The organism is Curtobacterium sp. MCLR17_059, assembly GCF_003234665.1.
Classification (GTDB): Bacteria; Actinomycetota; Actinomycetes; order Actinomycetales; family Microbacteriaceae; genus Curtobacterium; species Curtobacterium flaccumfaciens.
Window position 1 is genome coordinate 52014 of record NZ_QKSU01000010.1, and the last position, 22627, is coordinate 74640.

Sequence of the window (22627 nt, forward strand, 5' to 3'; positions counted from 1 at the left end):
GACGCCGCCCCGTGCGCGAGACGCCTCCGAAAACGGAGGCGTCTCGGCGACTGGGCGGCGTCTCGGCGCGCTACTTGCTCTTCGAACCCGAGGTACCGGGCAGGCTGAGGATGTTGTCGGTGCCCTGCGGCACGACGATCAGCGAGCCGTTGTCGCCGGCGCTCTTGAGCGCCTCGATCTCGCGCTGCTTGAGCGCGGCGTCGGAGAGCGGGTGCTCGTTGAGGACCTCGTTGGCGTCGGCCTGACCCTGCGCCTCGGCGACCTGCTGCTGCGCCTGCACCTTCTTGGCATCCAGGAGCGCGCGCTCCTTCGTGACCTGGATCTGCGCCTGCTGCGCCGTGGCGTAGGCGTCGATGACCGACTTCGGCGGGGTGATCTCCTGCAGCGCGAAGTTGTCGACGTGCACTCCAGAGCCCTTCCACCGCGTCTCGAGCGCCTGGATCATCGCCTTCTCGACCGTGCCGCGCTTGGTGATGAGCTCGATGGTGGTGAAGTCGTTCGGCACCTGGCGGACGACGCTGCGCACCGAGTTGCCGATGAACTGCGTCTTGAAGTTCTCCTCGGTCTTGTACGACCGGTAGATGTCGGTGACCGACTTCGCGTCGATGCTGTACTGCAGGTTCAGGCTGACGTTCGACGAGACGCCGTCCTGGTCCTGCACCGTGACGTACGGGCCGGAGCGGACGTTGCCGTTGTTGTCCGAGTCGGAGCCGTTCACCGCGTTGATGTACGTGACGGTCTGGTTCCGGATGTTGAACGTGTGGAGCGTCGCCCACGGTGCCTTGAAGTGGAACCCGGAGTCCGTGGTCTGTCCGACGATGTTGCCGGAGATGTCCACCTGGACCTTCGACTCGCCCGTGTCCTGCGCGTACAGGGTGCTGCCGAGCGTGAGCCCGACGAACAGGACGCCCGCGGCTGCTGCTGTCCACGTCGCGATGAGGTTCGGGCGGCGGGTCGGGACAGCGGGACGTGCCTCGCGACCGGGTGTGGCCGGTCGTGCGGGGGTGGAGTAGGTGCGTGTTCGGAAGAAGAGCGCGACGAGCGCGATGACGAGGAAGACGATGGCGGCGACGAACATGACGATCACTCCTGGATGCTTGTCCGTTGAGTCTGCCGTACCCGGAGGGGTGCGGGTGACGCGGGTGCGCGTGGTGGCGGGCGATGCGCGCCGTCCGTGTCGCCCCTGTCGCCGGGCGCCGGTTCCGTCTGGTGCGAGGTTGCACACCTGGTGCGAGCCCGGATGCCTCGCACCACGTGTACAACCTCGCACCGCGCGGATGCGCTCGGGTCGGGGCCGCGTGGGCTAGGCCGGTCCGACGATCTCCTCGATGCGCTCGAGTCCGCTGCGGCAGCGTCCGAGGTACTCGTCGTACAGGTCCGGTCGCCGGTCACGCGCCCACCGTGTGACGTCGAGCAGGTGCAGCGCAGTCATCGACGCGAGCCGCCGGTGGTCGTCGTCCGACGTGAGTCCGGCAGCCGTCATGAACTCGTCGTGGTCCGCGCGGGTGACGGACCCGTCGATCAACGTCCACGTGAACACCCGGCGGGCATCCGTCCACGGTGCCGGCCCGGTCTCCGCTGCGCCCCAGTCGATGAGCACCGGCCGCTGGCCCGGACCGCGGGAGATCAGGTTGCGAGGTGCGAGATCGCCGTGGGCCAGCCCGAACTCGAACTGCGCCTCCGACAGCGGAGCGAGACGATCACGCAACCGGTCCGGCGACGCGTAGGCACCGTCACGGAGCAGCGGATCGTCGTCGCCGAGCGCGTCGAGGTTGTAGTCGAGGTGCGCCGTCCAGGCGAGCCGGAGGTCGTCGCCGAACCTCGTGAACAACGACCGAGGCGCATCGACGAGCGGGATCATGGCGACGGCTCGCGCGGAGCGACCGAGCCACCGCCACGGGCGGTCGATCGGTCGTGGGTCAGGCGCGACGTACGCCGACACCGAGAAGTGGACACCGCCCTCCGACCCGTGGGCGAGCGGTTCGGGGACCGGGATGCCGACCCGGCTCGCGCTTCGTGCGGCCCACGACTCGACGGGGTACTCGTCCTGCCGGAGCGGGTCAACCGGGAAACGCAGTACGACCGGAGCAGCACCCGCACGGTCCACCCGGTAGGTGTGGTTCACCGCCCCGCCGTGCAGCCGTTCGATCCGGTCGACCGATCCGCCGACGGAGCGCAGGACGACTCGGAACCACTCCTGCTCGACCACCTCGTCCGACATGGGACCAGCATGGCCGCTCCGATCAATCGTCGCGAGGAACGCTGTTCGCGGCGCGGGATGCCGAAACCGCACCGACGACGAGCGCCGCCAGCGTGGTCGCCAAGAACAGCCCGAGCAGCACCACGTAGAGCGCCGGGATGAGCTGGGCCGGAACGGACACGATCGCCACGACCGCGGCACCGATGAGCAACGGCCGCATGACCCGGCGGGCGGCGAGGTGCCCAGCGCGCCAGGCCGCGCCACTCCGCATGAGTGACGGCAGCCGGATGCCCGCTGCACGGTTCCGCCCCAGGCCGTCCGCAGCGACCGACACGATGCCCCAGATCGCCGCGTCGACGATGAGCAGGAGCACGGCACAGCCGATCGCCGCCCACCAACCTGGACTGTCCATCACGACCTCCCCGCACCACGCTAACGCGGTGGAGGCAACGCGCACGAGGTCAGGAGACGGGCGCGCCTGCTCGATCGAGCTCGGCCAGGACTCGGCGGCTTCGACGCACGCCGATCACCGTCGCGACCGTGACGAACACCGCGACGACGGCGATGAACACCAGGAACGCCCAATCCGAACCGAACGTCGGGGCTGTGGCGCCTCCGAGTCCCAACAGGCTCAGCCCGGTGCCGATCAGGGTCGGCGCCGAGGTTCGGATGGACCGCCGCTGCCACGCGAGCATCGCCCGCACGAGCGGCACGGTCTCGGGCGGCACCGGTACTCGTCCGCTGACCTGTCGGGTGACGGACTTGCGGTCCGCCGGGGCGAGCACGCCGAGCGGCTGTTGCGGCGTCTCGACGAGGTACGGCAGCAGCCTGCGGTGGCGTCGAGCACGGACCCATGCGGTCACGTTCACGACCGCTCCGGCCAGGGCGAACAGGAACCAGATCACCGAGTCGGTGCGGAGCACGGAGGGAACGCTGATGAACGCCCACAGGATCGACATGCCGGCGAACCCCGCCTGCTGCGACATGACGACCACCGTCGGCCCGTGCTCGACCAGGTACTCGGCACGACGCGTCGCCTCGGCGAGGTCGCTCGGGTTCACCACCCGGGCACCTCGACCCGCACCGAGCTGATCCGACCGGCGCGCGTCGTCGCCGTCACGGCCGGGTCGTAGCTGTCGGCGGTCGCCAGGTAGAGGGTGCGACCGTCCTCGCCACCGAGCGCACAGTCGATCGCGCAGTCCCCGGGTGCGTCGATGCGGTCCGTCACCTCGCCACCCTCGACGACCCGTAGGAACTCCCCCGTGTCGACCGAGCAGACCCAGATCGCGCCGTCACGGTCGACGGTGCTGCCGTCCGGGGTCACGCCACCGGGCAGGGCTGCCCACTCGCGCCGCCCGGTCAGCGAACCGTCGTCCTCGATGTCGAAGGCGGTGAGGCGGCCACCCCACGTCTCGCTGACCACCAGGGTCCGGGTGCCGGGCAGGATGTTGGCGCTGTTCGGGAACACCAGGCCCTCGGCGGCCAGGCGGACCGAGCCGTCGGTGTCGATCACGTAGAGCGGGCCGGGGCGCAGTTCCTCGCCCGCGTACAGGTCGTAGCCGAAGGCACCGATGTAGGTCCGCCCGGTCTGGGCGTCGACGACCAGGTCGTTCACGAGCGACGACTCGATCGTGGACAGGTCGGCGAACACCGAGGTGCTGCCGTCCGGGTCGACGGCGACGACCGTGCGGGACTCCATCGAGCTGACGATCAACCGCCCGTCGGCGAGCCACCCGAGCCCCGACGACTGCCCGTCGACGGTGGCCTCGAGCCGGGGGCCGTCGGTCGAGGACGGGTCGACCGAGAACACCTCGCCGGTGTGCATGTCCGAGTACCAGAGCCGTCCGTCGTGCCAGCGGTTCCCCTCCGGGAAACGGATGCCGGAGATGACGATGTCGGTCGCGGAGTCCAGGGTGATGTGCACGGATCCAGCCTGCCAGCGGGACCGGGAAGCTGCCCGGACAGATGCCGTGACTGCGGCCTAGGGTCGTCCCATGCCGGGTCGTCACCTCATCCACCACCTGGGCGTCTTCGCCAGCGACTTCGCCGCGAGCGACGCGTTCTACACCGCCGCCCTCGCGCCCCTCGGCATCGGAGCGGGCTACCGCACGGACGCCGTCGCCGAGTTCTGGCAGCACGGGGACGACACCCCGAGCGTCTCGCTCGAGACTGCCCGGACCCCCGAGGCGACGACGCGCGGACTCCACCTGGCGTTCGAGGCCGGATCGCGGAGCGAGGTCGACGCCTTCCACCGCGAAGCCGTCGCCGCCGGCGGGGTGTCCCGGCACGAACCGCGCTACTGGCCGGAGTACCACGCGTACACCGCGTTCGTGTCCGACCCGGACGGGAACAACGTCGAAGCGCTGATCAAGGAGAGCGGCGACTGACCCGGCGGCTGCACGACGGTCATCGACAGCCGCAACGGACGACGCATCTGGCACGATCGACCCATGCCCCTCGACGGAACTCCCCTGCACCGGCTCGGCTTCCTGACGATCGGGTCGTTCGACCCCGTCCGACCGTCCGAGGGCCACGAGGACACCCTGCGCGTGATCGAGCGCGCCGAGACCCTGGGCTTCGACAGCGCCTGGCTGCGCCACCGGCACCTGCAGCACGGCATCTCCTCCCCCGTCGCGGTGCTGGCCGCCGCCTCGCAGCGCACCTCGCGCATCGACCTCGGCACCGCCGTCACCCCGCTCGGCGCGGAGAACCCGTTCCGCCTGGCGGAGGACCTCGGCACGGTCGACGTCCTGCTCGGCGGCCGCCTGAACCCCGGGTTCTCGGTCGGCACGCCGATGAACTTCGACCTGTACCGCGACGCGATCTACCCCGACACCCTGGAGCACGAGGACCTCGGCAACGACCGGCTCCTGCGCTTCCGTGACCTCGTGCGCGGTGACCCGGTGACGGCGACCGAGACCGTCGAACGGCGTGGCATCGAGGAGTTCGCGAGCACCGTCCAGCCGCACAGCGCCGGTCTGGCCGACCGGATCTGGTACGGCACCGGCAGCACGAAGTCGGCCGTGTGGGCGGGTGAGAACGGCTTCCACCTGCTCACCTCGAGCGTCACCCGCAGCGAGGTCGGCACGGACTTCGCCACGAACCAGCGCGCCCAGATCGACGCCTACCTCGACGTCCACCCCGACCCCGCTGCCGCCCGCGTCTCGCAGGGCCTGGTCGTCATCCCGACCGACACCGCGACCGCCGAGCAAGCGGCCCGCTACCGCGCCTACGTCGACAGCCGCTCGGGTCGCGTCGGCGTGCCGCAGGGCCCCGCCGGGATGCTCTTCGCCGCCGACCTGGTGGGCACGTCGGCCGAGATCGCCGACCGGCTGCGCGCCGACGTCGGCTACCAGGCGGTCACCGAGGTCGCCTTCGCACTCCCGTTCTCGTTCGAGCCCGACGACTACGCGCAGATCATCACGGACATCGCCGAACGGCTTGGACCGGAACTCGGCTGGGCGCCGGGATCCGACGGGTGGGACCCGCAGCACGGATGACGAGTCGGCCGATTGCACCGGTGGTGGTCAAGGCACCCGATGTCGGGCAAGATCGACGGGAGGGTCATCAGCACCCGTCGACTCTGGGGGGTCACATGCACGACCAGCGTCCCGAAGAACCGGTCCGACAGCACTCGACCGACTTCCTCCCCGGGGTCAGCGGCAACCCGGTCGCCCCGTTCCAGCGAGACCATCAACCGGGTAGCGCGCCGATCCGGAACGACTGGATCTTCTTCGTTCCCATCGGCGGTGTCGTCGTCCTCGGGGTCGTCGCGTACGTCATCTGGGGCTCGTGATGCGGCTCCGGGTGGGGTTCGCAGAGTCAGAGCCCGGCAGCACGCCGACGATCGAACACGATGAACGGCTCGTCCGGACCTTCCGGCACACCGCGAGCCGACTGTTGTTCTGGGGCTGTGTGCTGTGTGCGCTCGGCGGCGCCTCGATCGGCTGGTCGGTAGTCGGTCCGATCCGATTTACGGGGCTGGCTCTGGCGGGCTTCTTCGTCCTCGTGGGCTCGGGCTTCCTCGTCTTGCGGAGCCGCGTGATCCGGCGGGCTCGGCCTGCCGTGGCAGCCGCGCAGGGGCGCATCGACCGTTTCCGATCGTGGCAACGCTCGCAGCCAGGGTGGGTCCCCCTCGACGGCTTGCGCCGGTCTGGTCGTTGACGGCTTCGTCGACGCCGTCACCCGGTCGAGCGAACCGGTCAGTCCTGCTGGTCCGCCTCCACCGCGTCCCGCAGCCGGTCGAGCACGTCCGGAACCGCTGAGCGCACCCGGCTCCAGCTCGGGATGAACGGCTTGTCGTTCGGCCGCGCCGTGAAGGCGCCGCCGGCGTCGAGGATCGCCTTGGTGAAGAGCTCCACCGCGGCTTCCTCGGCGTGCTGGTCGAACGCGAGCCCGCTCATCTCGGCTTCGTGCCGGTAGACCTCGACGATGTCGAGCGCGTTCCGGTAGTACGTCGCCTTGAGCACCCGGAACGAGTCGGACGTGAGCGGGACGCCCATCGTCGCGAGCTTCCGGAGCAGCGACTGCACGATGTCGTTGCCCATCCGGGCGAGGCCGCCGGTGCCGTCGGCCTCGGCGAGGGGCTGGTGCTTGTGGTCGTACGCGTCGGCGATCTCCACCTGGCACACCTGCCGGGTCGCGTAGTCGCGGTAGACCTCGGAGAGCATGCCGATCTCGAGTCCCCAGTCGCCGGGGATCTTCAGGCCGTTGAGCACGTGGGCGCGCATCGCGAACTCGCCGGACAGCGGGTACCGGAAGCTGCTCAGGTACTCCAGGTACTCGGACTCCCCGTAGACCTGGCGGAGCGAGCGGAGCAGCGGCCCGACGAGCAGCCGTGCGGCGCGGCCGTTGATCCGACCGTCGGCGACGCGGGCGTAGTAGCCCTTCGAGAACTCGTAGTCGAACGCGGGGTTCGCGACCGGGTAGAACAGCCGCGCGAGCATGCCCCGCTCGTAGGTGGTGATGTCGCAGTCGTGCAGGGCGATGCAGTCCGCCCGCTCCGACGCCAGGGCGTACCCGGTGCAGTACCAGACGTTCCGGCCCTTGCCGGGCTCCCCCGGCGCCAGACCAGCACGCTCCAGTTCGGCGTCGAGCTCGCGCAGTCGCGGCCCGTCGTTCCACAGGATCCGGTGCCGCTGCGGCAGCCGCGAGAAGAACTCGCGGGCGTGCTCGAACTGCGAGCGGTCGGCGCGGTCGAGCCCGATCACGATCTCGCTGAGCCAGTCGGCCTCGGCCAGCTCGTCGACGATCCGCGACAGGGCCGGACGCTCGAGCTCGGAGTACAGCGCCGGCAGGATCAGGCTCATCGGGCGCTTCTCGGCGAAGCCCCGCAGGTCCTCTTCGAGGCTCGCGGTGCTGCGGCGACCGAGGTCGTGGAACGTCGTGATGACGCCGTTCTGGTGGAAGTCGCTCATCGGTGGCTCCTGACGGACGGGGTGGTGAACCGGGTGAGGCCCTCGGTCCAGCCCTGCGGGCCGGGGGCGGTCGTGCGGTGGACGCGCTCGGGGCGGTCGTCGGCGAGCGGTCCGGGTGCCGGGCCGTGTCCGCGGACCACGACGGCGAAGTCGACGGCGTCGAGCAGCGCGGTGTCGTTCGGGCCGTCACCGAGTCCGATCGTGCGCGGGACCGAGCCCGTCCGACGCTCGTGGTCGGCGATCAGCGTCCGGACGGCCGCGCCCTTGTCGCGGCCGGCCGGCAGCACGTGCCAGAACCGGCCGCCGCGCACCAGGTCGAGGCCGACCGCGGCGAGCGCCGCGCGGAACGCGTCCGCCCGGTCGTCGTCCTCGGCGTGCCAGAGCAGCACCTCGGACGCCTCGCGCTGCTGCGCTCGTCCGGCCGCTTCGAGGTCGAGGCCGGTCCACGCGGCGACGACCGCGTCGGTCACGTCGCCGAAGGTCTCGAAGTGCAGCTCCAGTGACTGGCGGACGCGGTCGAGTTCCGCGTGCAGCCGCTCGAGCTCACCGTCGACCGGTCCGACCAGCACGTCGCCCACCGGTCCGACGACGACCGCGCCGTTCTCCGCCACGAACGCGTGTCCGTCGAGCCCCGTGCGTGCCTGCAGCGCCGTGATCTCGGCACGCGTCTTGCTGCTGCAGAACACCACGGGGACGTCGTCCGCCCGCAGCTGTTCCAGCATCGGCAGGGCCGCGTCGAACGAGTAGTCGTGGTGGTCGAGGAACGTCCCGTCGAGGTCCGTGACGATCATCAGGTCGGGTGTTGGCATCGTGCTCCGCTGGCGGCTGGCTGGGCTGCGGGCGACGATGCCCCGGACCACCCTGCCACGCGCATGCGTCGGTTGGGTGAACAAGCCGGCGTCGGTCGCGCGACGCGACCAGCGGACGGACAGGAGGCACGGCGCCAGCTGGCACCGCGCCTCCAGTCCGTCACGGCGTGTCAGTGCGCGCGCAGGATGCCGAGGAACTCGTCGGCCCACTCGAGGTTGCGGGCGAGCTTCGCCCGGCGCTCCTCGGTGTCCACGATGTACGCGTCGAGCTGCGCCTGCAGCCGGTCCCGCTCGGTGCCGTCCGCCACCTGGAGCCCGTCGAGGATGCCGAGGAGCTCGGCCATCTGCTCGAGGGAGTAGCCGAGGGGCTTCATCCGGCGGATCACGAGCAGGCGTTGCAGGTCGTCGTCGGAGTACAGCCGGAAGCCACCCTCGGTCCGTCCGGTGGGGTGGAGCAGCCCGACGTCGTCGTAGTGCCGCACGGTCCGGATGGAGAGCCCGGTCCGGTCGGCGAGTTCACCGATCTGCATCGTCGATGCTCCTGCCGCGTCCGTCACTGCTGACCCCTTCCGCCCGGTTGCCCGGTCCCGACCGATCGTACCGATGCTTGCGCAGCAACCCTTCCGTTGCGTTAGAGTCGGACACGACCAACTCTTCCGTCGCGGAAGGTTCGGGTCCCTGGCCGCACTCGGTCAGCGCGCGCGACGAAGCGCCCCACGACATTCCCCCCGCGGACGCCGAGCGTCCGCATCCCTCAGCGAAGGAGAACCGTGACGACCGTCACGCCCGCACCGGCTCCGGTGCACGCAAGCCCCACCGTCCTGTCCGCCCTGCGGAACCCGAAGATCCTGCTCCGCGAGGTCCTCGCCGGCCTCGTCGTGGCCCTCGCACTGATCCCGGAAGCGATCTCGTTCTCGATCATCGCGGGCGTCGATCCCCGCGTCGGGCTGTTCTCGGCGTTCGTGATGGCCGTGGTCATCTCGTTCGTCGGCGGACGTGCCGCGATGATCACCGGCGCCACCGGAGCCATCGCGCTCGTCGTCGCCCCCGTGGTCAAGGAGCACGGCTTGGACTACCTGATCGCCACCGTCATCCTCGGCGGCGTCTTCCAGCTCGTCCTCGGTGGGCTCGGCGCGGCCAAGCTGATGCGCTTCGTGCCGAGGTCGGTGATGGTCGGGTTCGTCAACGCCCTCGCGATCCTGATCTTCACCGCACAGCTGCCGAACATCATCGGCGTCGACTGGCTCGTCTGGCCGATCGGCGCCGTCGGCATCGCGATCATCGTGCTGCTGCCCCGTGTCACCAAGGCCATCCCGGCACCGCTCGTGGCGATCGTCGTCCTGACGCTCGTCACCGTGCTGGCCTCCATCGCCATCCCCACCGTGGGCGACGAGGGCCAGCTCCCGGACAGCCTGCCGACCCTGTTCGTCCCGAACGTCCCGCTGACGCTCGCGACGCTGACGATCATCGCCCCCTACGCCCTCGCCATGGCCCTGGTCGGACTCCTCGAGTCGCTCATGACGGCGAAGCTCGTCGACGAGGTCACCGACACCGGCTCCCGCAAGACCCGCGAAGCCCTCGGGCAGGGGGTGGCGAACATCGCCTCCGGCCTGTTCGGCGGCATGGGTGGCTGCGCGATGATCGGCCAGACGATGATCAACGTCAAGGCGTCCGGTGCCCGCACCCGGATCTCGACGTTCCTGTCCGGGGTCTTCCTGCTGGTCCTCGTCGTCGGACTCGGCGACGTCGTCGCGATCATCCCGATGGCCGCCCTCGTCGCCGTGATGGTCATGGTGTCCGTCGGCACCTTCGACTGGCACAGCATCAAGCCCTCCACCCTCAAGCGGATGCCGGTCGGCGAGACCGTCGTCATGGTCCTCACCGTCGTGATCGTCGTCGCCACGGACAACCTGGCCATCGGCGTGATCATCGGGGTGATCGCCGCGATGATCGTCTTCGCACGCCGCGTTTCCCACTTCACCACCGTGTCGCGGAGCATCGAGACGCTCAGCACCGGTGAGCAGCACGCGCTCTACACGGTCGAGGGCGAACTCTTCTTCGCGTCGAGCAACGACCTCACCACGCAGTTCGACTACGTCGACGATCCCGCCCTGATCGTCATCGACATGACCGGGTCGCACATCTGGGACGCCTCCACCGTCGCCGCGCTCGACGCCATCGAGACGAAGTACCACCAGCACGGCAAGCGCGTCGACATCCGCGGTATGAACGACGCCAGCCAGGCCTTCCACAGCCGCCTCGCCGGGAACCTCGGCGCCGGCCGCTGACCTCCTGACCTCCGCCCGTCACCTGGCAACGCCCGTCAGCGTCGGCCGTCCGCCGGGACGAGCGCGAAGACGAACCCGACGAGCGCGGACAGGACGCCGATGACGACGACGAACGTCGCCCAGCCGCTCCAGGAGGCCGAGAGGGAGACCGACGTCTGACGCGACCGGCGACGCGATGGCACCCCTGTGACCACCGACTCCGGGGCGCCCCCTCGGCCACACGACACGCCCGGCGGCGAAGGATCTGTGAGGATGTCCCCTCCGTGCACACTGCGGAGTGAAGGGGGTGGACATGAACCGATCAGCCGAGCCGGACAGCGCGCTCGTGGCGGCAGCCGCGCGCGGCGACCGCAGTGCGGTCACCGCGTTGTTCGACCGTCACGCCGAGACCATGACCCGCTACACGTGGGCACTGGTCACGCGGCGCATGGACGTCGAGGAGATCGTGCAGGACGCGTTCCTGACCCTCTGGCAGAAGGCCGACACCGTGGAGGTCCCCGGGGAGTCACTCCTGCCGTGGCTGCTCGTCGTGTGCCGGAACCACGCCGCGAACCTGCGGCGACAGCAGCGGCGACACGAGGGTGTCGACCTGCCCGACGAGCTCGCCGCGCCCGAGCCGGACGACGACGCCCGCGAACGGCTGCGGTGGGTCCGCGCCGAGATCGACGCGCTCGCACCACTCGATCGCCAGGTGTGCGAGCTCTGCCTCATCGAGGGCCGCTCCTACGCCGAGGCCGCCGACCTGCTCGGCATGAGCGTCGGCGCCGTCACCCAGCGCGTGTGGCGGTCCCGTGCACGGATCAAGAAGGCGGTGACGAACGATGAACGATGAACGACGAACCGACCACGGGTCCCCGATGAGCAACGAGCCGCCCGGAGGCGACGAGATGCAGCGGATGCTCGCCGGCATGCGGCAGCAGGTCGTCCGGGGCATGCACAACAAGCCACGCCCGGCCTCCGCACGCCGTCGCGTCGGCCTCATCGTGGCGTTGATCGGGGTGCTCGGCATCGGCACCGCGAGCGGTTCGGTGGCGCTCGGACTCGTTCCGACGCCCTTCGCCGCAGCACCGGCACCCGTGCCGTCCTCTGCGCCGCCGACACCGGAACCGACCGGGTCACCGTCACCGTCCGCCGCCCGCATCACGCCGACCCCGGCGCCGGCCGACACCACGGCGACGATCCCCGGGGCGTGCACCGACGCCGTGCCGGCCGCCGATGCTCCGCGCTTGTTCGGTTCGCTGGGGATCACCCAGTTCCGCCCCCAGGTACCGGGCGGCAGGACCGACTACTACATCGACCCCGAGACCCCGTTCAAGGAGGACGCGGAGCTGGTCTGTTCCTGGACACCGGGCGGTACCTCCGAGGGCGACGAGGGGCTGTTCCTCGAGATGGGCACGGCAGATCGTGACGTCCTGCAGGCTCGCCTCCGCGTCGTCGCCGACAAGGACTGGACCTGCACCGACACGCTCGGTGGACGTTCGTGCCAGCACACCGAGACGTCGATGTACTACTCGGACCGCGTGGAGACGACGCACACGTTCTTCGTGCGCGGCGACACCTGGATCTCGATCACGCAGTCGAACGTCCCGACCGACGGCCTCCTGAAAGCGCTCGTCCAGCAGACCTGGACGGACTGACCGACGGACTGGAGGCGCGGTGCCAGCTGGCACCGCGCCTCCTGTCCGTCGTCACGCACGCTCAGAGCCAGTGCCGCCGCTTGAACACCGCCCACAGCACGACCGCCAGCAGGACCATCGCGACGATCGCCGCCGGGTAGCCCCACACCCACCGCAGCTCGGGCATGTGCTCGAAGTTCATGCCGTAGATCGACGCGACCAACGTGGGCGCGAACAGGATCGCTGCCCACGACGAGATCTTCTTCACCTCTTCGCCCTGCTCCATCGACGCCCGCGCCAGCCGCCGGCTCTCCTCCCCCTGTGCCAGGCTCGCGCTGGTCATCCGGCGCATCGCGTCGTTCTGCTCCTGCGTCACCAGGGTCGAGTGCAGCGTGAGGGCGTTCTCGAGCAGCGTCCGGAACGTGTCCACCCGCTCGGTGACGCGGATCGCGTGGTCAAGGACGTTCCGCAGCTGGTTCTGCACCTCGATGTCCGTGCCGTACTTCTCAGCGCCGCGCAGCAACGCGTTGAGCATCCCGGGAAGCGGGCCGATGGCGCGCTGGAACCCGATGACCTCGCTGAGCAGCTGGTAGATCCGCCGCGAGGACGCCGGGTCGACGTCACCGTCGAACAGGTCGTCCTCGATGTCGTCGATGTCGTCCTGCAGCCCGGCGACGACCGGGGCGTAGCTGTCGATGACCTCGTCGAGGACCGCGCAGAGCACCGCCTCGGACCCGCGCCCCAGGGCGTCCGGATCGGCTTCGAGTCGCTTCCGCACGTCGGCGAGGTTCGGCTGCTCCGCATGCCGGACGGTCACGACGAAGTCGCGCCCGGTGAACAGGTGCACCTCACCGAACTCGACGGTCTCCTCGTCCTCGTCGTACCAGGCGGGTCGCAGCACCACGAACAGGGTGTCGCCGTAGCGCTCGAGCTTCGCGCGCTGGTGCCCCTTGTGCGCGTCCTCGACCGCGAGCGGATGCAGCCCGAACTCGTCCGCGACCGAGGCCAGCTCGGCGGCGGTCGGTCGGAACAGCCCGATCCAGGCCATCGCGCCGCTTCCCGCGGCGTCGAGCGCCTCGTCGGTCAAGCTGAGGTCCTGCGGCGACTCCGTTCGGGTTCCGTTGACGTAGATGCCGTTGTCGATGAGGGCCACCGGTGTCCTCCTGGTTCCGTGGTGCATGCGGGCAACCTGCCGATCATGCCGGACCGCCGACGGCGGGCGCGCTTCCCTGACGGAGCCCTCACGCTTCGCGCCGGATTCCTGTCGGAGTCCTGACACGCCCTGGGCGCGACCCCAGGACGGACTGGAGGCACGGTGCCAGCTGGCACCGTGCCTCCAGTCCGTCAGCCGTCGCGTTCAGGACCGCCGGCAGTCCGATCCGCTCGTTGCGTTCAGGGCACGTCCTCGCCGAAGGCGAGCAGCGTCCACGGCTCCAGGTCGTGCATCCCGACGCTGGTCTCCCACTCGGTACCATCCGGCCGGAACTCCCGCCTGACGTAGTCGACGAGATCATCGCCGTAGATGACCACGTCCGTCTGGTAGACCGAGAAGACCGGCGCCCCGCTACCGAGCGGCGCGGCAGGCAGGTAGCGGTGCGAGTACAACGGCACCAGCTGCGGCCACTGCCGCAGGTGCCGCTCAGCCACCTCGAGACGCTGCGACTCGTCGCCGGGTCGCTCGCCCCACGACCCGGGCCAGAAGGCGTCGTGACGGACGTCGAACAGGGCACCCTCGACCGGCCACCGGATCGCTCGCCGCAGTCGCTCGTCGTTCCGAGCGCGCCAGTCGAACCACCCGTCCCCGCTCGGCAGCGCGAGGGAGAGCAGGGCTCGGTGGTCCGCGCCGAACCGAACGCCGTACCGACGCTCGGCCCGGGCCAGTTCCCGATCGGACAACCCGGGTTCGAGAGCAACACCGAACGTCCGGAGGAGTTCGACGGTCAAGGCTGCGGACACCCCCGCAGCCTAGGCCGACGGACGCGAGCCCCACGAGCACGTGGCAGGCGAGACGGCGTGGATCTGACGGAACGTCGCGACGACAGCGAAGATGGCCTGGTGAATCGCACCGACCGGCTCTACGGCCTCGTGGAGGAGTTGCGCGCCGTCGCCCCGCAGCCGCGGAGCGCTCGTCGTCTCGCGGAGCGGTTCGAGGTGTCGGTGCGGACCATCGAACGGGACATCTCCGCGTTGCAGCAGTCGGGTCTGCCCATCTGGGCGGAGCCCGGCCGGACCGGCGGGTACGTCATCGACGCGTCCGCGACGCTCGGCCCGGCGGGCTTCACGCCGGACGAGGCCCTCGCGGTGCTGATCGGGCTCGGCTCGCTGGGGCGCAGTCCGTTCCGGCAGGCGGCGCAGACCGCGGCCAGGAAGACGCTCGCGGTGATGCCCGCCGGGGACGCCGCACGAGCCAGCGCACTGGCATCCCGGGTGCACTTCCTGGAGGACGACGAGGACACGGTGGTCCCGGCAGAGTTCGCGGCGGCCCTGCGCGCGGATCGGGTCGTACGACTCCGGTACCGGGATGCCGGCGGAGCGGAGTCCGTCCGCGACGTCGAACCGCTGGGGTCGATCGGGAAGGACGGTCAGTGGTACCTGATCGCCTGGTGCCGGACCCGCGACGGGGTGCGGGCGTTCCGCGGCGACCGGATGCTGTCGGTCGAGGTCACCGACGAGCGGCCTGCGCAGCGCGTCCTGCGGTCCGAGGACCTCGCGATCCAGTACGGACGACTCCGGCCGGTCCTCGACGACTAGCGCGGTCGGTTTCCGGAAACGCGGTCGGTTTCCGGAAACACCGACAGGACGGTGTCGCGGCGGCCGGTGAAGCTGGTCGCTCCGAGTCAGCAGCACCACCGTGAGGAACCCCATGTCGTTCGCATCCGTCCGCATCATCACCGACGACCTCGAGGGCATGGTCGCCTTCTACGAGCGGATCACCGGCCAGCCGGCCGAGCGCCCCGCACCGGTCTTCGCGCAGTTCAGCGGCTCGGGCGGGACCCTCGCGATCGCAAGCACCGCGACAGTGGCCATGCTCGGAGGCACGCTGACGCCCGCGACGAACCGTTCCGTGCTCATCGAGTTCGAGGTCGCCGACGTCGACGGCGACTTCGCCGGACTGCAGCTCGGCAGCGACGACGTCGTCCTGGAGCCGACCACGATGCCGTGGGGCAACCGCTCCGCACTGGTCCGCGACCCGGACGGCAACGTCGTCAACCTGTTCAGCAGGCCCGACGCCGCCAACTAGGCGGAGCGGCTCAGGCGGCGGCGGCGTTCGCGGACGAGCGGCACTCCTCCGGTGGTCGCCCAGCAACGGACTCCGCAGCGATGTCACGGAGCCGTGTAAGCCGGTCGTGGGTGGCGCCGAGGGCCTCGATCTGGCGTCGGATGCGATCGCTCTCCTCGTCGAAGTGGTCGAGCATCGTCCGCGTGGCGACCCCGGTGTCGAGGAAGGGCAGGAGTTCGACGATCCGACGACTCGGCATGCCCGCCGCGTAGAGCATCTGCATGAAGCGCACCCGCGCGACATCGGGCTCGCGGTACTCCCGGTGTCCGCCCGTGGTCCGCTCCGACTCGAGGAGCCCCTGCTCCTCGTAGTACCGCAGTGACCGGACGCTGACGCCGGCACGTTCTGCGAGTTCACCGATCCGCATCGTTCTGTCCCTCGGGCTTGATTCTCACGTTGACGTCAGGTTCTACCGTAGCGGGCATGAACCTCTCTGGAGCCACTGCCCTCGTCACCGGCACGAACCGCGGTATCGGACGCCACCTCGCCGCACAGCTGATCGCCCGCGGGGCGAAGGTCTACGCCACCGCCCGACGCCCCGAACTGATCGACCTCGAGGGCGTCGAGCGTCTCGCCCTCGACATCACCTCCCCCGCGTCCGTCGCAGCCGCCGCCGCGGTCGCGACCGATGTCGATCTCCTGATCAACAACGCCGGGATCGCGACCACGGCGACCCTGTTGGGCGATCTGGACGCAGCCCACGCCGACATGGACACGAACGTCTGGGGCACCCTGTCCGTGATCCGCGCGTTCGCACCCGTCCTGGCGGCGAACGGCGGTGGGAGCATCGTGAACATCGCCTCGGGTGCCTCGTGGCTCGCCATGCCCGGAGCCTCCGCCTACGCGGTGTCGAAGGCCGCCCTGTGGAACATGGGCAACGCGTTGCGGCACGAGCTGGCCGGCCAAGGGACCGCGGTGATGTCCGTGCACCTCGGAGTGGCCGACACCGACATGACCGCGGGGATCTCGATGCCCAAGACCGACCCGGCGGACGTGGCGCGCGCGACCCTGGACGGGGTCGAGCGCGACGACTACGAGGTCGTGGTGGACGAGCAGGCCGCGTTGATCAAGCAGATGCTCGCCGGGGACCCCAAGGAGCTGTACGCGGTGGTGGCGCAGATGCTCGCGTCGTAGGAGCCGGCTTCACGCAGCCTTCGGCACGGCCGCCAACGTGCGGCCGTGCTGGGCCGCCTGCTGCGGACGCGCTCGGTGTCGCTGACGTGCGCTCGGACCCGGGCTTCGCGGCTGCGGCGACGGCGATGCCCGAGATCGATGACGACAACCCTGACACCCGGCCTCCGGTCGGCTCCTGAGATGAAGGGAGAGCACTGACACCCGAGCTCAGGAGGCGAGGGACTCCAGCTCCCGCGCCTGGTCCGCTGACGGGTGCTCCTCGACGTACCGGCGCTCAGGTTGCGTCGACACCCTGCCCACGCTCCACCCGATCATGGTCGCAAGAGAGCGCATCGAACCGAACCACGCGGCTCCCCGCAATCGACGGCCGCTACCTGCGGAGCCGGTCCGCGGCGTCCGTCGCGGCACCGACCATGCGGCGGATGAACGCGGCGTGGTGCTCGAGCTCCGCTGCAGGCACCTGTTGCAGGGCGGCAGCAATCTCGGCGGTCGACCTCTCCGTGAACGCCCGCGCACGTTCCCGTGCCGCCGGTGTCGGACGGAGCGTCACCCGGCGCCGGTCGGTGTGCTCACGGCTGCGTGCGAGCAGACCGGCCGCTTCCAAGCGGTTCAGCAGCACCGTCACGGAGCCGGAGGTCATACCGATCCGCTGCCCGAGCCGTGCGGGCGACAGCGGGTCCCCGGACGAGTCGGCCCAGAGCACCTGTCCGAGGGCGTTCGCATCTGTGGTCGGCAGGTCGAGCCAGGAGGACATCAGCTGGTTGAGCTCCGCGAACGCCACCGCCCAGGTCTGGAGCGCTTCCATCACCTCGACCTGGGGTGCATCCCACTCCGCCTCGAACACGTCGTCCATCGAATTCCTTTACTGTGTAGTATCTTTATTGTAAAGCTCAAAACGGAGGAACACCATGGCAAACCGCACCGCTGTCATCTCAGGAGCCAGTATCGCTGGCCTGTCGACCGCATACTGGCTCCGCCGGACCGGATGGGACGTGACCGTCATCGAACGCGCCGCTGCGTTCCGTGACGGCGGACAGAACGTCGATGTTCGAGGCGTCGCGCGCGACGTGCTTCGCAAGATGGGCTTGTTCGACGCCGTGAAGGCACGGAACACCACCGAGACGGGCACCGTGCTCGTCGACGGGCGAGGGGCCGTCACCGCCGAACTGCCCTCCGACGGGGCCGGCGGTGCGACCGCGGAACTCGAGATCCTGCGCGGCGACCTCGCTCGGACGATCCTCGACAACCTGCCGGCCGGCGTCTCCTTCATCTACGGGGACACCGTGTCGGACGTCGCCGACGACGCTGCGGGAGTCACCGTGACGACCGCGAATGGACAGCGCCTCAGCGCGGACCTGTTCGTCATCGCCGAGGGTGTGCGGTCCCGGACCCGTGCGATGGTCTTCGCCGAGAGCGACGTCGACCAGCGCGACCTCGACGTCACCATGGTGTTCGGGACCATCCCGCGGACCGACAGCGATGACGACCGTTGGCGGTGGCACAACGCCGTTCGCGGACGCCAGGTCCACCTGCGACCCGACCCGTACGGCACCACCCGCGCGATCCTCGCCTACTCTCCCGGGGACGACGTCATCGGTCTGACTCGTGAGCAGACGCTGGCGGCGGTGCGGCGCAGGTACGACGGAGTCGGGTGGGAGGCGCCACGGGTCCTGGACGCGCTCGACACGTCCCCGGACGTCTACATCGACCAGCTCCAGCAGATCCGGATGCGGACCTGGCACCGCGGCCACGTCGTGATGGCCGGTGACGCCGGATGGTGCGTCACACCGATGGGTGGCGGCGGCGCCTCACTCGCGCTCATCGCCGGGTTCGTCCTTGCCGCGGAGCTCGCCGACGTGACGCAGGACCAGGAAGCAGCGCTGACCGCGTACGAGACGTGGATGCGCCCGCTGGTCGACGATGTGCAGGACCTCCCTCGCGGACTCAAGGCACTGGCGTACCCGCAGTCCCGACTGGCGCTCGCGCTCCGCGGGCTCCTCAACAAGGTGTTGATGTCACGGCCGCTCCGACCAGTCGCCATGAAGCTCACCCAGGTCGCCGAGACTGATCGCGAGTTGCCGGTCCTCCTCGATCGCTGAGTCCTCAGCGTGACAGGGGACGCACTCACTCCGCGACGTCCGGCAAGCTGGGAGCATGGCCGACACAGCCCCAGGTACCGTCCACTTCCACCAGAAGCACCACGAAGCGATCATCCGCGGCGACAAGGTCACCACCGTGCGGTGGAACGAGTCTGTACAGGTCGGCGCGGCGACGTTCGTCTTCGACGATCACCCGACCGCCGAACCGTTGACCGGCGCGATCACCGCCGTGCACCGGTACCGGCTCGACACCCTCACGGCAGAACAGGCGCATCAGCCTCCGGGGACGGACATGCGGAGCTTCGGGGAACAGCTCCGCGAGAACTACTACCCCGAGACGCCGGACGACGCGGTCGTCGAAGTGGCAGAACTCATGACTCGGCCATCTCTGTAGGGCATCTGCTGACGGACACCAGAGTGTGCGCCAGCGCGCATACCCTGGCGCAATGAGGCAACGTCGAGTCGGGGGTCCTGCACTGTTGGTCGGCGTCGCCGTCGCGGTCGCGGTGACGCTCACCGGCTGCACGGGAGGCAGCGACGGCCTCGCGAAGCAGTACCGCGAAGGCGGCACGCAGAACTACATCTCGGGAGACGGCGCTGTCACGGAGTTCGCCGCGAACGATCGTGGTGAACGGGTCACTTTCGAGACCCATGACCTCGACGGCAAGGTCATCCGTGCCGATCAGTACCGTGGCAAGGCGCTCGTCCTCAACTTCTGGTACGCGTCGTGCGCACCCTGCCGCGTCGAGGCAAAGGACCTCCAAGCCGTCAGCGATGATCGGCACGCCCAGGCGTCGTTCCTCGGTGTCGATATCCGGGACTCGGCAGCGACGGCGCGTGCCTTCGTGAAGGAGCACGACGTCTCGTACAGCAACGCCGTTGACCAGGACGCGGCCGTGCAACTCGCGTTCTCCGGGACGAACGCCCCCAACTCGACGCCGGCAACCATCATTCTCGACAAGGAGGGCCGGGTGAGCGCCCGCATCCTCGGGCCGATCAATCGCAGTGTGTTGACGACGTTGATCGACGAAGCCAACAAGTGACGACGTGACGTCGGAGTCCTGAACAACGAGCCAGTCAGTGCGCCGAGCGCGGACGGGGGGGGTGCCCCGTGGAGGTATCGCCTGACGGTCCGGCAGGAGTGACGGGCGTCGTGGCTACTTGTTCTCGAACTTTTCCCAGTAGCGGGCGAGAGCCGCTTGGCCCGGTCGAGCCGTCGTGAACAGGACTACAGCGAACCCGGTGAAGATGACGAGAAACGCGACCAGAAGGTCGAGCGTGCCGTCGGAGTGGGCCATCAACACGAAGCCGATGACGATGACCAGCGCGCCCAGTGTCGCGAGTACGACGCGTCGAGGAGTCATGAGTGCGAATCTATCGTCACCGTCGTGGATCGGTATCAATTCGCCTCGCGGTCAACGGCATTCGTTCAGTGACGAGGCCGGTGGAAACTTCCCGTTAGCCGATCGGCTTGCGGTACTGCTTCCATCGCTTGCGCTGCGCGACCGCGCTACGCTCAGCGAAGTGGGCATGTTCTTGGTTGGGCTGGCAGTGGTCGGCGTCACATGGGGCTGTGTTCTCGTACTCTTCCCGAGGCCAATCTCCCGCTTCGCGCGGAAAGTGCAAGGGGAGTTCTGGGGAGGGCAGTTGACTCCGGAGCTCACACGATTCGTCGGCTGTGGTTTTGTTCTCGGAGGCGTCATCGCAACTGGGACGTTCGTCGCCGAGTTCCTCAGGCGCTGAGGGCCGGAGGAACGCCGCGTACGGGATCGCTAGGCGGTCAACCGGGCTCGGAGCTCTTCTGGCGTCAGGTCGTAGCCCGTCGCACGAGGTCCCGACCAGTTCAGGCCTGCGTTCAGTCCGTCCTTCTCGATTCCCGGAAGCCATCGGCTCTCGAAGTCAACCCGCGAAATCTCCAGGGGTCGAAAGCCCTTGTAGGCCGGAACCTGTGCGATGACGCGCTCCGCGCGCGACCGCCGAGACCAGAACGGCATTGCCCGGCGGCCATCGGCTGCCTTCGGTGCCGGCACACCGTTGTTGTCTTCGACCGTCCACACCGGACCGTTGCTGCCGATCTCACGAAAGAACGACGACGCCTGTGCAGCACTGACAGTCACACAACAAAACTAGCGCAGACCCTCGTACCGGTAGCCGATCGCCCATGGGGACGTCGGTCGGGTGGTTCCGCGGGTAGCTTGAGCATCATGATGACTCGCGAGTGGCTGGGCCGACGCCTGCCGCTGTGGACGCTGGTCCTCGTTGGTGTCGTTCTTCTCGGCGTCGCCGCGTCGCTGTTGGTCCTCGTCGACTCGATGTTGGTCTTCCTGGCTATCTCACCACTCACCATCGTGGGGCTGTACACGCTCGCCTATGCCGGCGGGGAGTGGCGACGACGAAGCGACAAGCAGAGCTCCCGGTAGCCGATCCGCTAGCGGTCTTCGCCGTCCCGCAAGCTTTTCAAGCCCGCATACAGCGGCCACGGCATGAGCACCATCAACAGAAGCCACGACCCGGGGCGGGTGGTGTTGATGATGATGTTCAGCAGTCCGAGCGCGAGCAGAAGACTGGCTGCGATCACCATGAACCACGCAAACGGGCGCGGATACTTCGGCGGCTTCACCAGCTCAACGTAACGGCGAGCGGATGGTCTCGCACAACGATCGACCGCCGAACGAGCCTGCCAGCGACTCAGGTTCGCTTCGACCGGTCCCGCTCGGATCGGGCGGACCCGTGGAGTGCGAAGCCGATCGCGCCGACGATCGCAGCCAGCAATCCCATCGCTGCGATGACCAGCCCTCCCGCTACGAGTCCGACGTACTGGACGCCCGCACCGAGGAGCGCCATCACGAGCCCCGCGACCAGAGCCCCGAGGCCGAACGCAAGGCCGAACACACGAGGCGGAACGCGAGAGAACATGCGCCCATCTAACTCTCGACTCTCCGCGATCCGCGCGCGCTGGCGAAGTGACGTCCGTGCCGGGATGTGGCGGCCACACCCAGTCCGTCACCGGCTGCGCTCCGGACCTCCTCGACGACGACCGCGGGTCACGCCCGAACACTCGACCGCGGTGCAGTCTCGACTGGAGAACTCGGCGAACTCCCCCGCGAACAGCGTCGGTGACGGAAATGGGTTGCGATCTGCCAAGCGTCCTCGGTCTGCATCCATGCACCTTGCCAACGGACGCCGCTGCCGCCCGAGGCTGCGCGCGCATCACCGTAGCGATCAGGGCACGTCCTCGCCGAACCCGAGCAGCATCCACGGTTCCAGGTCACTCACTCCCCCGATGCGCATCTGCGACAACGGGTGGGCTCTCGAGGGCGTTCAACGGTGACCGTTCAGCCGAGTGCCGGCGGGAGCGCCCCGATCTGCCCGAGGATGCTGAGCACGTCCGGCTGACCGACCTCGTCGACGATCAGTCCCTCGTCGAAACGGTAGAAGTTGCTCGCGTTCGCGACCACCGTCCTCCCCGTAGCGGGGACACCGAGGAACTCGCCGTCGTGCGTGCCGCGGAGTTCGAAACGTGCTGCGACCGTGTCGCCCTCGACGACGATCCGGTCGATGCTCCACTGGATGTCGGAGAACGCGCCCCGCATGATCGTCAGGATTTGCAGGTACCCCGGCAGCCCGCGCAGCGGCTCGGGCGAGAACGGCGTCAAGAACGCCGCCTCCGGTGCGATGACCGTCTCACCGATGGACGGGTCGGCGCTGTTGATGAAGTCGACGAATCGCAGGAACGAGAGGCGTGTGTCTGTGGTCATGGGCAACTACTTTACATAGCAAGTAG

General features: G+C 69.2%; 30 protein-coding genes. 13 read left to right on the plus strand and 17 right to left on the minus strand.

Annotated features, from left to right (window positions below):
• Positions 1 to 70: 70 nt before the first annotated feature.
• From DEJ12_RS13740 to DEJ12_RS13760, 5 genes are all read right to left on the minus strand, one after another.
• The gene (locus DEJ12_RS13740) at positions 71 to 1078 is read right to left on the minus strand and encodes an SPFH domain-containing protein (protein ID WP_152377666.1); all 1008 of its coding nucleotides are present in this window, start codon (positions 1076 to 1078) and stop codon (positions 71 to 73) included.
• A 225-nt stretch (positions 1079 to 1303) separates the two neighbouring features.
• Entirely contained in the window at positions 1304 to 2221 is a 918-nt protein-coding gene (locus DEJ12_RS13745) for a phosphotransferase family protein (protein WP_111030416.1), read from the minus strand.
• Between the two features lie 22 nt (positions 2222 to 2243).
• A complete protein-coding gene (locus DEJ12_RS13750) occupies positions 2244 to 2612 on the minus strand; it encodes an SdpI family protein (RefSeq protein ID WP_111030417.1) in 369 nt (122 codons plus the stop codon).
• 49 nt (positions 2613 to 2661) lie between these two features.
• Positions 2662 to 3261, minus strand: coding sequence for a hypothetical protein (locus DEJ12_RS13755; protein WP_146245549.1), 600 nt, complete (start codon positions 3259 to 3261; stop codon positions 2662 to 2664).
• Positions 3258 to 4124: an SMP-30/gluconolactonase/LRE family protein gene (locus tag DEJ12_RS13760; protein WP_111030419.1), complete on the minus strand. Its 867-nt coding sequence runs from the start codon at positions 4122 to 4124 to the stop codon at positions 3258 to 3260. Before DEJ12_RS13760 ends, DEJ12_RS13755 begins: the two co-directional genes overlap by 4 nt.
• A gap of 70 nt (positions 4125 to 4194) precedes the next feature.
• Between DEJ12_RS13760 and DEJ12_RS13765 the strand changes: the two genes are divergently transcribed.
• The 3 genes from DEJ12_RS13765 to DEJ12_RS13775 all read left to right on the plus strand — a co-directional run bounded on the left by DEJ12_RS13765 (position 4195) and on the right by DEJ12_RS13775 (position 5996).
• On the plus strand, positions 4195 to 4587 hold the full coding sequence (locus DEJ12_RS13765) for a VOC family protein (protein WP_111024478.1): 393 nt from the start codon (positions 4195 to 4197) through the stop codon (positions 4585 to 4587).
• 63 nt (positions 4588 to 4650) lie between these two features.
• Entirely contained in the window at positions 4651 to 5700 is a 1050-nt protein-coding gene (locus DEJ12_RS13770) for an LLM class flavin-dependent oxidoreductase (RefSeq protein WP_111030420.1), read from the plus strand.
• A 95-nt stretch (positions 5701 to 5795) separates the two neighbouring features.
• Entirely contained in the window at positions 5796 to 5996 is a 201-nt protein-coding gene (locus DEJ12_RS13775) for a hypothetical protein (protein WP_110864786.1), read from the plus strand.
• A 406-nt stretch (positions 5997 to 6402) separates the two neighbouring features.
• Here the strand turns inward: DEJ12_RS13775 and DEJ12_RS13785 are convergent, their stop codons facing one another.
• From DEJ12_RS13785 to DEJ12_RS13795, 3 genes are all read right to left on the minus strand, one after another.
• Positions 6403 to 7617, minus strand: a complete 1215-nt coding sequence (locus tag DEJ12_RS13785; RefSeq protein ID WP_027464806.1) for a glycosyl transferase — start codon at positions 7615 to 7617, stop codon at positions 6403 to 6405.
• Entirely contained in the window at positions 7614 to 8426 is an 813-nt protein-coding gene (locus DEJ12_RS13790; protein WP_111030503.1) for a mannosyl-3-phosphoglycerate phosphatase, read from the minus strand. Before DEJ12_RS13790 ends, DEJ12_RS13785 begins: the two co-directional genes overlap by 4 nt.
• A gap of 170 nt (positions 8427 to 8596) precedes the next feature.
• Positions 8597 to 8983 carry a MerR family transcriptional regulator gene (locus DEJ12_RS13795; RefSeq protein ID WP_111030421.1) on the minus strand — a complete coding sequence of 129 codons (387 nt, stop codon included), beginning with the start codon at positions 8981 to 8983 and terminating at the stop codon, positions 8597 to 8599.
• Between the two features lie 213 nt (positions 8984 to 9196).
• Here DEJ12_RS13795 and DEJ12_RS13800 point away from each other — a divergent pair, with 213 nt between their 5' ends.
• Positions 9197 to 10714 carry a SulP family inorganic anion transporter gene (locus tag DEJ12_RS13800; protein ID WP_111030422.1) on the plus strand — a complete coding sequence of 506 codons (1518 nt, stop codon included), beginning with the start codon at positions 9197 to 9199 and terminating at the stop codon, positions 10712 to 10714.
• A gap of 35 nt (positions 10715 to 10749) precedes the next feature.
• Here the strand turns inward: DEJ12_RS13800 and DEJ12_RS18085 are convergent, their stop codons facing one another.
• Positions 10750 to 10896 carry a hypothetical protein gene (locus DEJ12_RS18085; protein WP_181433037.1) on the minus strand — a complete coding sequence of 49 codons (147 nt, stop codon included), beginning with the start codon at positions 10894 to 10896 and terminating at the stop codon, positions 10750 to 10752.
• 110 nt (positions 10897 to 11006) lie between these two features.
• Between DEJ12_RS18085 and DEJ12_RS13805 the strand changes: the two genes are divergently transcribed.
• Complete coding sequence (locus DEJ12_RS13805) at positions 11007 to 11546, plus strand: RNA polymerase sigma factor (protein WP_083389453.1); 540 nt, start codon at positions 11007 to 11009, stop codon at positions 11544 to 11546.
• 25 nt (positions 11547 to 11571) lie between these two features.
• Entirely contained in the window at positions 11572 to 12351 is a 780-nt protein-coding gene (locus DEJ12_RS13810) for a hypothetical protein (RefSeq protein WP_111030423.1), read from the plus strand.
• A gap of 61 nt (positions 12352 to 12412) precedes the next feature.
• On the opposite strand, the gene DEJ12_RS13815 is transcribed toward DEJ12_RS13810, so the two are convergent.
• Positions 12413 to 13483 carry a magnesium and cobalt transport protein CorA gene (locus DEJ12_RS13815; RefSeq protein WP_111030424.1) on the minus strand — a complete coding sequence of 357 codons (1071 nt, stop codon included), beginning with the start codon at positions 13481 to 13483 and terminating at the stop codon, positions 12413 to 12415.
• Between the two features lie 239 nt (positions 13484 to 13722).
• Positions 13723 to 14286 (minus strand): hypothetical protein, encoded by a 564-nt coding sequence (locus DEJ12_RS13820; protein WP_111030425.1) that lies wholly within the window; start codon positions 14284 to 14286, stop codon positions 13723 to 13725.
• Between the two features lie 99 nt (positions 14287 to 14385).
• On the opposite strand from DEJ12_RS13820, the gene DEJ12_RS13825 reads away from it, so the two are divergent.
• Entirely contained in the window at positions 14386 to 15081 is a 696-nt protein-coding gene (locus DEJ12_RS13825) for a YafY family protein (protein ID WP_111030504.1), read from the plus strand.
• Positions 15082 to 15193: 112 nt separating this feature from the next.
• Positions 15194 to 15571: a VOC family protein gene (locus DEJ12_RS13830; RefSeq protein ID WP_111030426.1), complete on the plus strand. Its 378-nt coding sequence runs from the start codon at positions 15194 to 15196 to the stop codon at positions 15569 to 15571.
• Between the two features lie 10 nt (positions 15572 to 15581).
• Here DEJ12_RS13830 and DEJ12_RS13835 read toward each other — a convergent pair whose 3' ends face one another.
• The gene (locus DEJ12_RS13835) at positions 15582 to 15977 is read right to left on the minus strand and encodes a MerR family transcriptional regulator (RefSeq protein WP_111030427.1); all 396 of its coding nucleotides are present in this window, start codon (positions 15975 to 15977) and stop codon (positions 15582 to 15584) included.
• Positions 15978 to 16033: 56 nt separating this feature from the next.
• Here DEJ12_RS13835 and DEJ12_RS13840 point away from each other — a divergent pair, with 56 nt between their 5' ends.
• A complete protein-coding gene (locus tag DEJ12_RS13840; protein WP_111030428.1) occupies positions 16034 to 16744 on the plus strand; it encodes an SDR family oxidoreductase in 711 nt (236 codons plus the stop codon).
• A 370-nt stretch (positions 16745 to 17114) separates the two neighbouring features.
• On the opposite strand, the gene DEJ12_RS13845 is transcribed toward DEJ12_RS13840, so the two are convergent.
• Positions 17115 to 17597, minus strand: coding sequence for a MarR family winged helix-turn-helix transcriptional regulator (locus DEJ12_RS13845; RefSeq protein ID WP_111030429.1), 483 nt, complete (start codon positions 17595 to 17597; stop codon positions 17115 to 17117).
• A 55-nt stretch (positions 17598 to 17652) separates the two neighbouring features.
• Here DEJ12_RS13845 and DEJ12_RS13850 point away from each other — a divergent pair, with 55 nt between their 5' ends.
• The 3 genes from DEJ12_RS13850 to DEJ12_RS13860 are packed head-to-tail and all read left to right on the plus strand — an operon-like array spanning position 17653 to position 19886.
• Positions 17653 to 18843 carry an FAD-dependent monooxygenase gene (locus DEJ12_RS13850; protein WP_111030430.1) on the plus strand — a complete coding sequence of 397 codons (1191 nt, stop codon included), beginning with the start codon at positions 17653 to 17655 and terminating at the stop codon, positions 18841 to 18843.
• Between the two features lie 55 nt (positions 18844 to 18898).
• Positions 18899 to 19237 carry an ASCH domain-containing protein gene (locus DEJ12_RS13855; RefSeq protein WP_111030431.1) on the plus strand — a complete coding sequence of 113 codons (339 nt, stop codon included), beginning with the start codon at positions 18899 to 18901 and terminating at the stop codon, positions 19235 to 19237.
• 52 nt (positions 19238 to 19289) lie between these two features.
• Positions 19290 to 19886 carry a TlpA disulfide reductase family protein gene (locus tag DEJ12_RS13860; protein ID WP_111030432.1) on the plus strand — a complete coding sequence of 199 codons (597 nt, stop codon included), beginning with the start codon at positions 19290 to 19292 and terminating at the stop codon, positions 19884 to 19886.
• 114 nt (positions 19887 to 20000) lie between these two features.
• Here DEJ12_RS13860 and DEJ12_RS13865 read toward each other — a convergent pair whose 3' ends face one another.
• Positions 20001 to 20207 carry a hypothetical protein gene (locus DEJ12_RS13865; RefSeq protein WP_111030433.1) on the minus strand — a complete coding sequence of 69 codons (207 nt, stop codon included), beginning with the start codon at positions 20205 to 20207 and terminating at the stop codon, positions 20001 to 20003.
• A 408-nt stretch (positions 20208 to 20615) separates the two neighbouring features.
• Entirely contained in the window at positions 20616 to 20960 is a 345-nt protein-coding gene (locus tag DEJ12_RS13870) for a DUF2750 domain-containing protein (protein WP_111030434.1), read from the minus strand.
• A gap of 87 nt (positions 20961 to 21047) precedes the next feature.
• Between DEJ12_RS13870 and DEJ12_RS13875 the strand changes: the two genes are divergently transcribed.
• Positions 21048 to 21263: a hypothetical protein gene (locus DEJ12_RS13875; protein ID WP_111030435.1), complete on the plus strand. Its 216-nt coding sequence runs from the start codon at positions 21048 to 21050 to the stop codon at positions 21261 to 21263.
• Positions 21264 to 21271: 8 nt separating this feature from the next.
• Here DEJ12_RS13875 and DEJ12_RS13880 read toward each other — a convergent pair whose 3' ends face one another.
• Entirely contained in the window at positions 21272 to 21463 is a 192-nt protein-coding gene (locus tag DEJ12_RS13880; protein WP_111030436.1) for a hypothetical protein, read from the minus strand.
• 715 nt (positions 21464 to 22178) lie between these two features.
• Entirely contained in the window at positions 22179 to 22601 is a 423-nt protein-coding gene (locus tag DEJ12_RS13890; protein WP_110864774.1) for an ester cyclase, read from the minus strand.
• Positions 22602 to 22627: the final 26 nt, after the last annotated feature.

Bases quoted from the DNA above. Each gene is read 5' to 3' on its own strand.
- DEJ12_RS13740 (WP_152377666.1), bottom strand. From the start codon at position 1,078: ATGTTCGTCGCCGCCATCGTCTTCCTCGTCATCGCGCTCGTCGCGCTC.
- DEJ12_RS13745 (WP_111030416.1), bottom strand. From the start codon at position 2,221: ATGTCGGACGAGGTGGTCGAGCAGGAGTGGTTCCGAGTCGTCCTGCGC.
- DEJ12_RS13750 (WP_111030417.1), bottom strand. From the start codon at position 2,612: ATGGACAGTCCAGGTTGGTGGGCGGCGATCGGCTGTGCCGTGCTCCTG.
- DEJ12_RS13765 (WP_111024478.1), top strand. From the start codon at position 4,195: ATGCCGGGTCGTCACCTCATCCACCACCTGGGCGTCTTCGCCAGCGAC.
- DEJ12_RS13770 (WP_111030420.1), top strand. From the start codon at position 4,651: ATGCCCCTCGACGGAACTCCCCTGCACCGGCTCGGCTTCCTGACGATC.
- DEJ12_RS13775 (WP_110864786.1), top strand. From the start codon at position 5,796: ATGCACGACCAGCGTCCCGAAGAACCGGTCCGACAGCACTCGACCGAC.
- DEJ12_RS13785 (WP_027464806.1), bottom strand. From the start codon at position 7,617: ATGAGCGACTTCCACCAGAACGGCGTCATCACGACGTTCCACGACCTC.
- DEJ12_RS13790 (WP_111030503.1), bottom strand. From the start codon at position 8,426: ATGCCAACACCCGACCTGATGATCGTCACGGACCTCGACGGGACGTTC.
- DEJ12_RS13805 (WP_083389453.1), top strand. From the start codon at position 11,007: ATGAACCGATCAGCCGAGCCGGACAGCGCGCTCGTGGCGGCAGCCGCG.
- DEJ12_RS13810 (WP_111030423.1), top strand. From the start codon at position 11,572: ATGAGCAACGAGCCGCCCGGAGGCGACGAGATGCAGCGGATGCTCGCC.
- DEJ12_RS13830 (WP_111030426.1), top strand. From the start codon at position 15,194: ATGTCGTTCGCATCCGTCCGCATCATCACCGACGACCTCGAGGGCATG.
- DEJ12_RS13835 (WP_111030427.1), bottom strand. From the start codon at position 15,977: ATGCGGATCGGTGAACTCGCAGAACGTGCCGGCGTCAGCGTCCGGTCA.
- DEJ12_RS13840 (WP_111030428.1), top strand. From the start codon at position 16,034: ATGAACCTCTCTGGAGCCACTGCCCTCGTCACCGGCACGAACCGCGGT.
- DEJ12_RS13845 (WP_111030429.1), bottom strand. From the start codon at position 17,597: ATGGACGACGTGTTCGAGGCGGAGTGGGATGCACCCCAGGTCGAGGTG.
- DEJ12_RS13850 (WP_111030430.1), top strand. From the start codon at position 17,653: ATGGCAAACCGCACCGCTGTCATCTCAGGAGCCAGTATCGCTGGCCTG.
- DEJ12_RS13855 (WP_111030431.1), top strand. From the start codon at position 18,899: ATGGCCGACACAGCCCCAGGTACCGTCCACTTCCACCAGAAGCACCAC.
- DEJ12_RS13860 (WP_111030432.1), top strand. From the start codon at position 19,290: ATGAGGCAACGTCGAGTCGGGGGTCCTGCACTGTTGGTCGGCGTCGCC.
- DEJ12_RS13865 (WP_111030433.1), bottom strand. From the start codon at position 20,207: ATGACTCCTCGACGCGTCGTACTCGCGACACTGGGCGCGCTGGTCATC.
- DEJ12_RS13875 (WP_111030435.1), top strand. From the start codon at position 21,048: ATGATGACTCGCGAGTGGCTGGGCCGACGCCTGCCGCTGTGGACGCTG.
- DEJ12_RS13890 (WP_110864774.1), bottom strand. From the start codon at position 22,601: ATGACCACAGACACACGCCTCTCGTTCCTGCGATTCGTCGACTTCATC.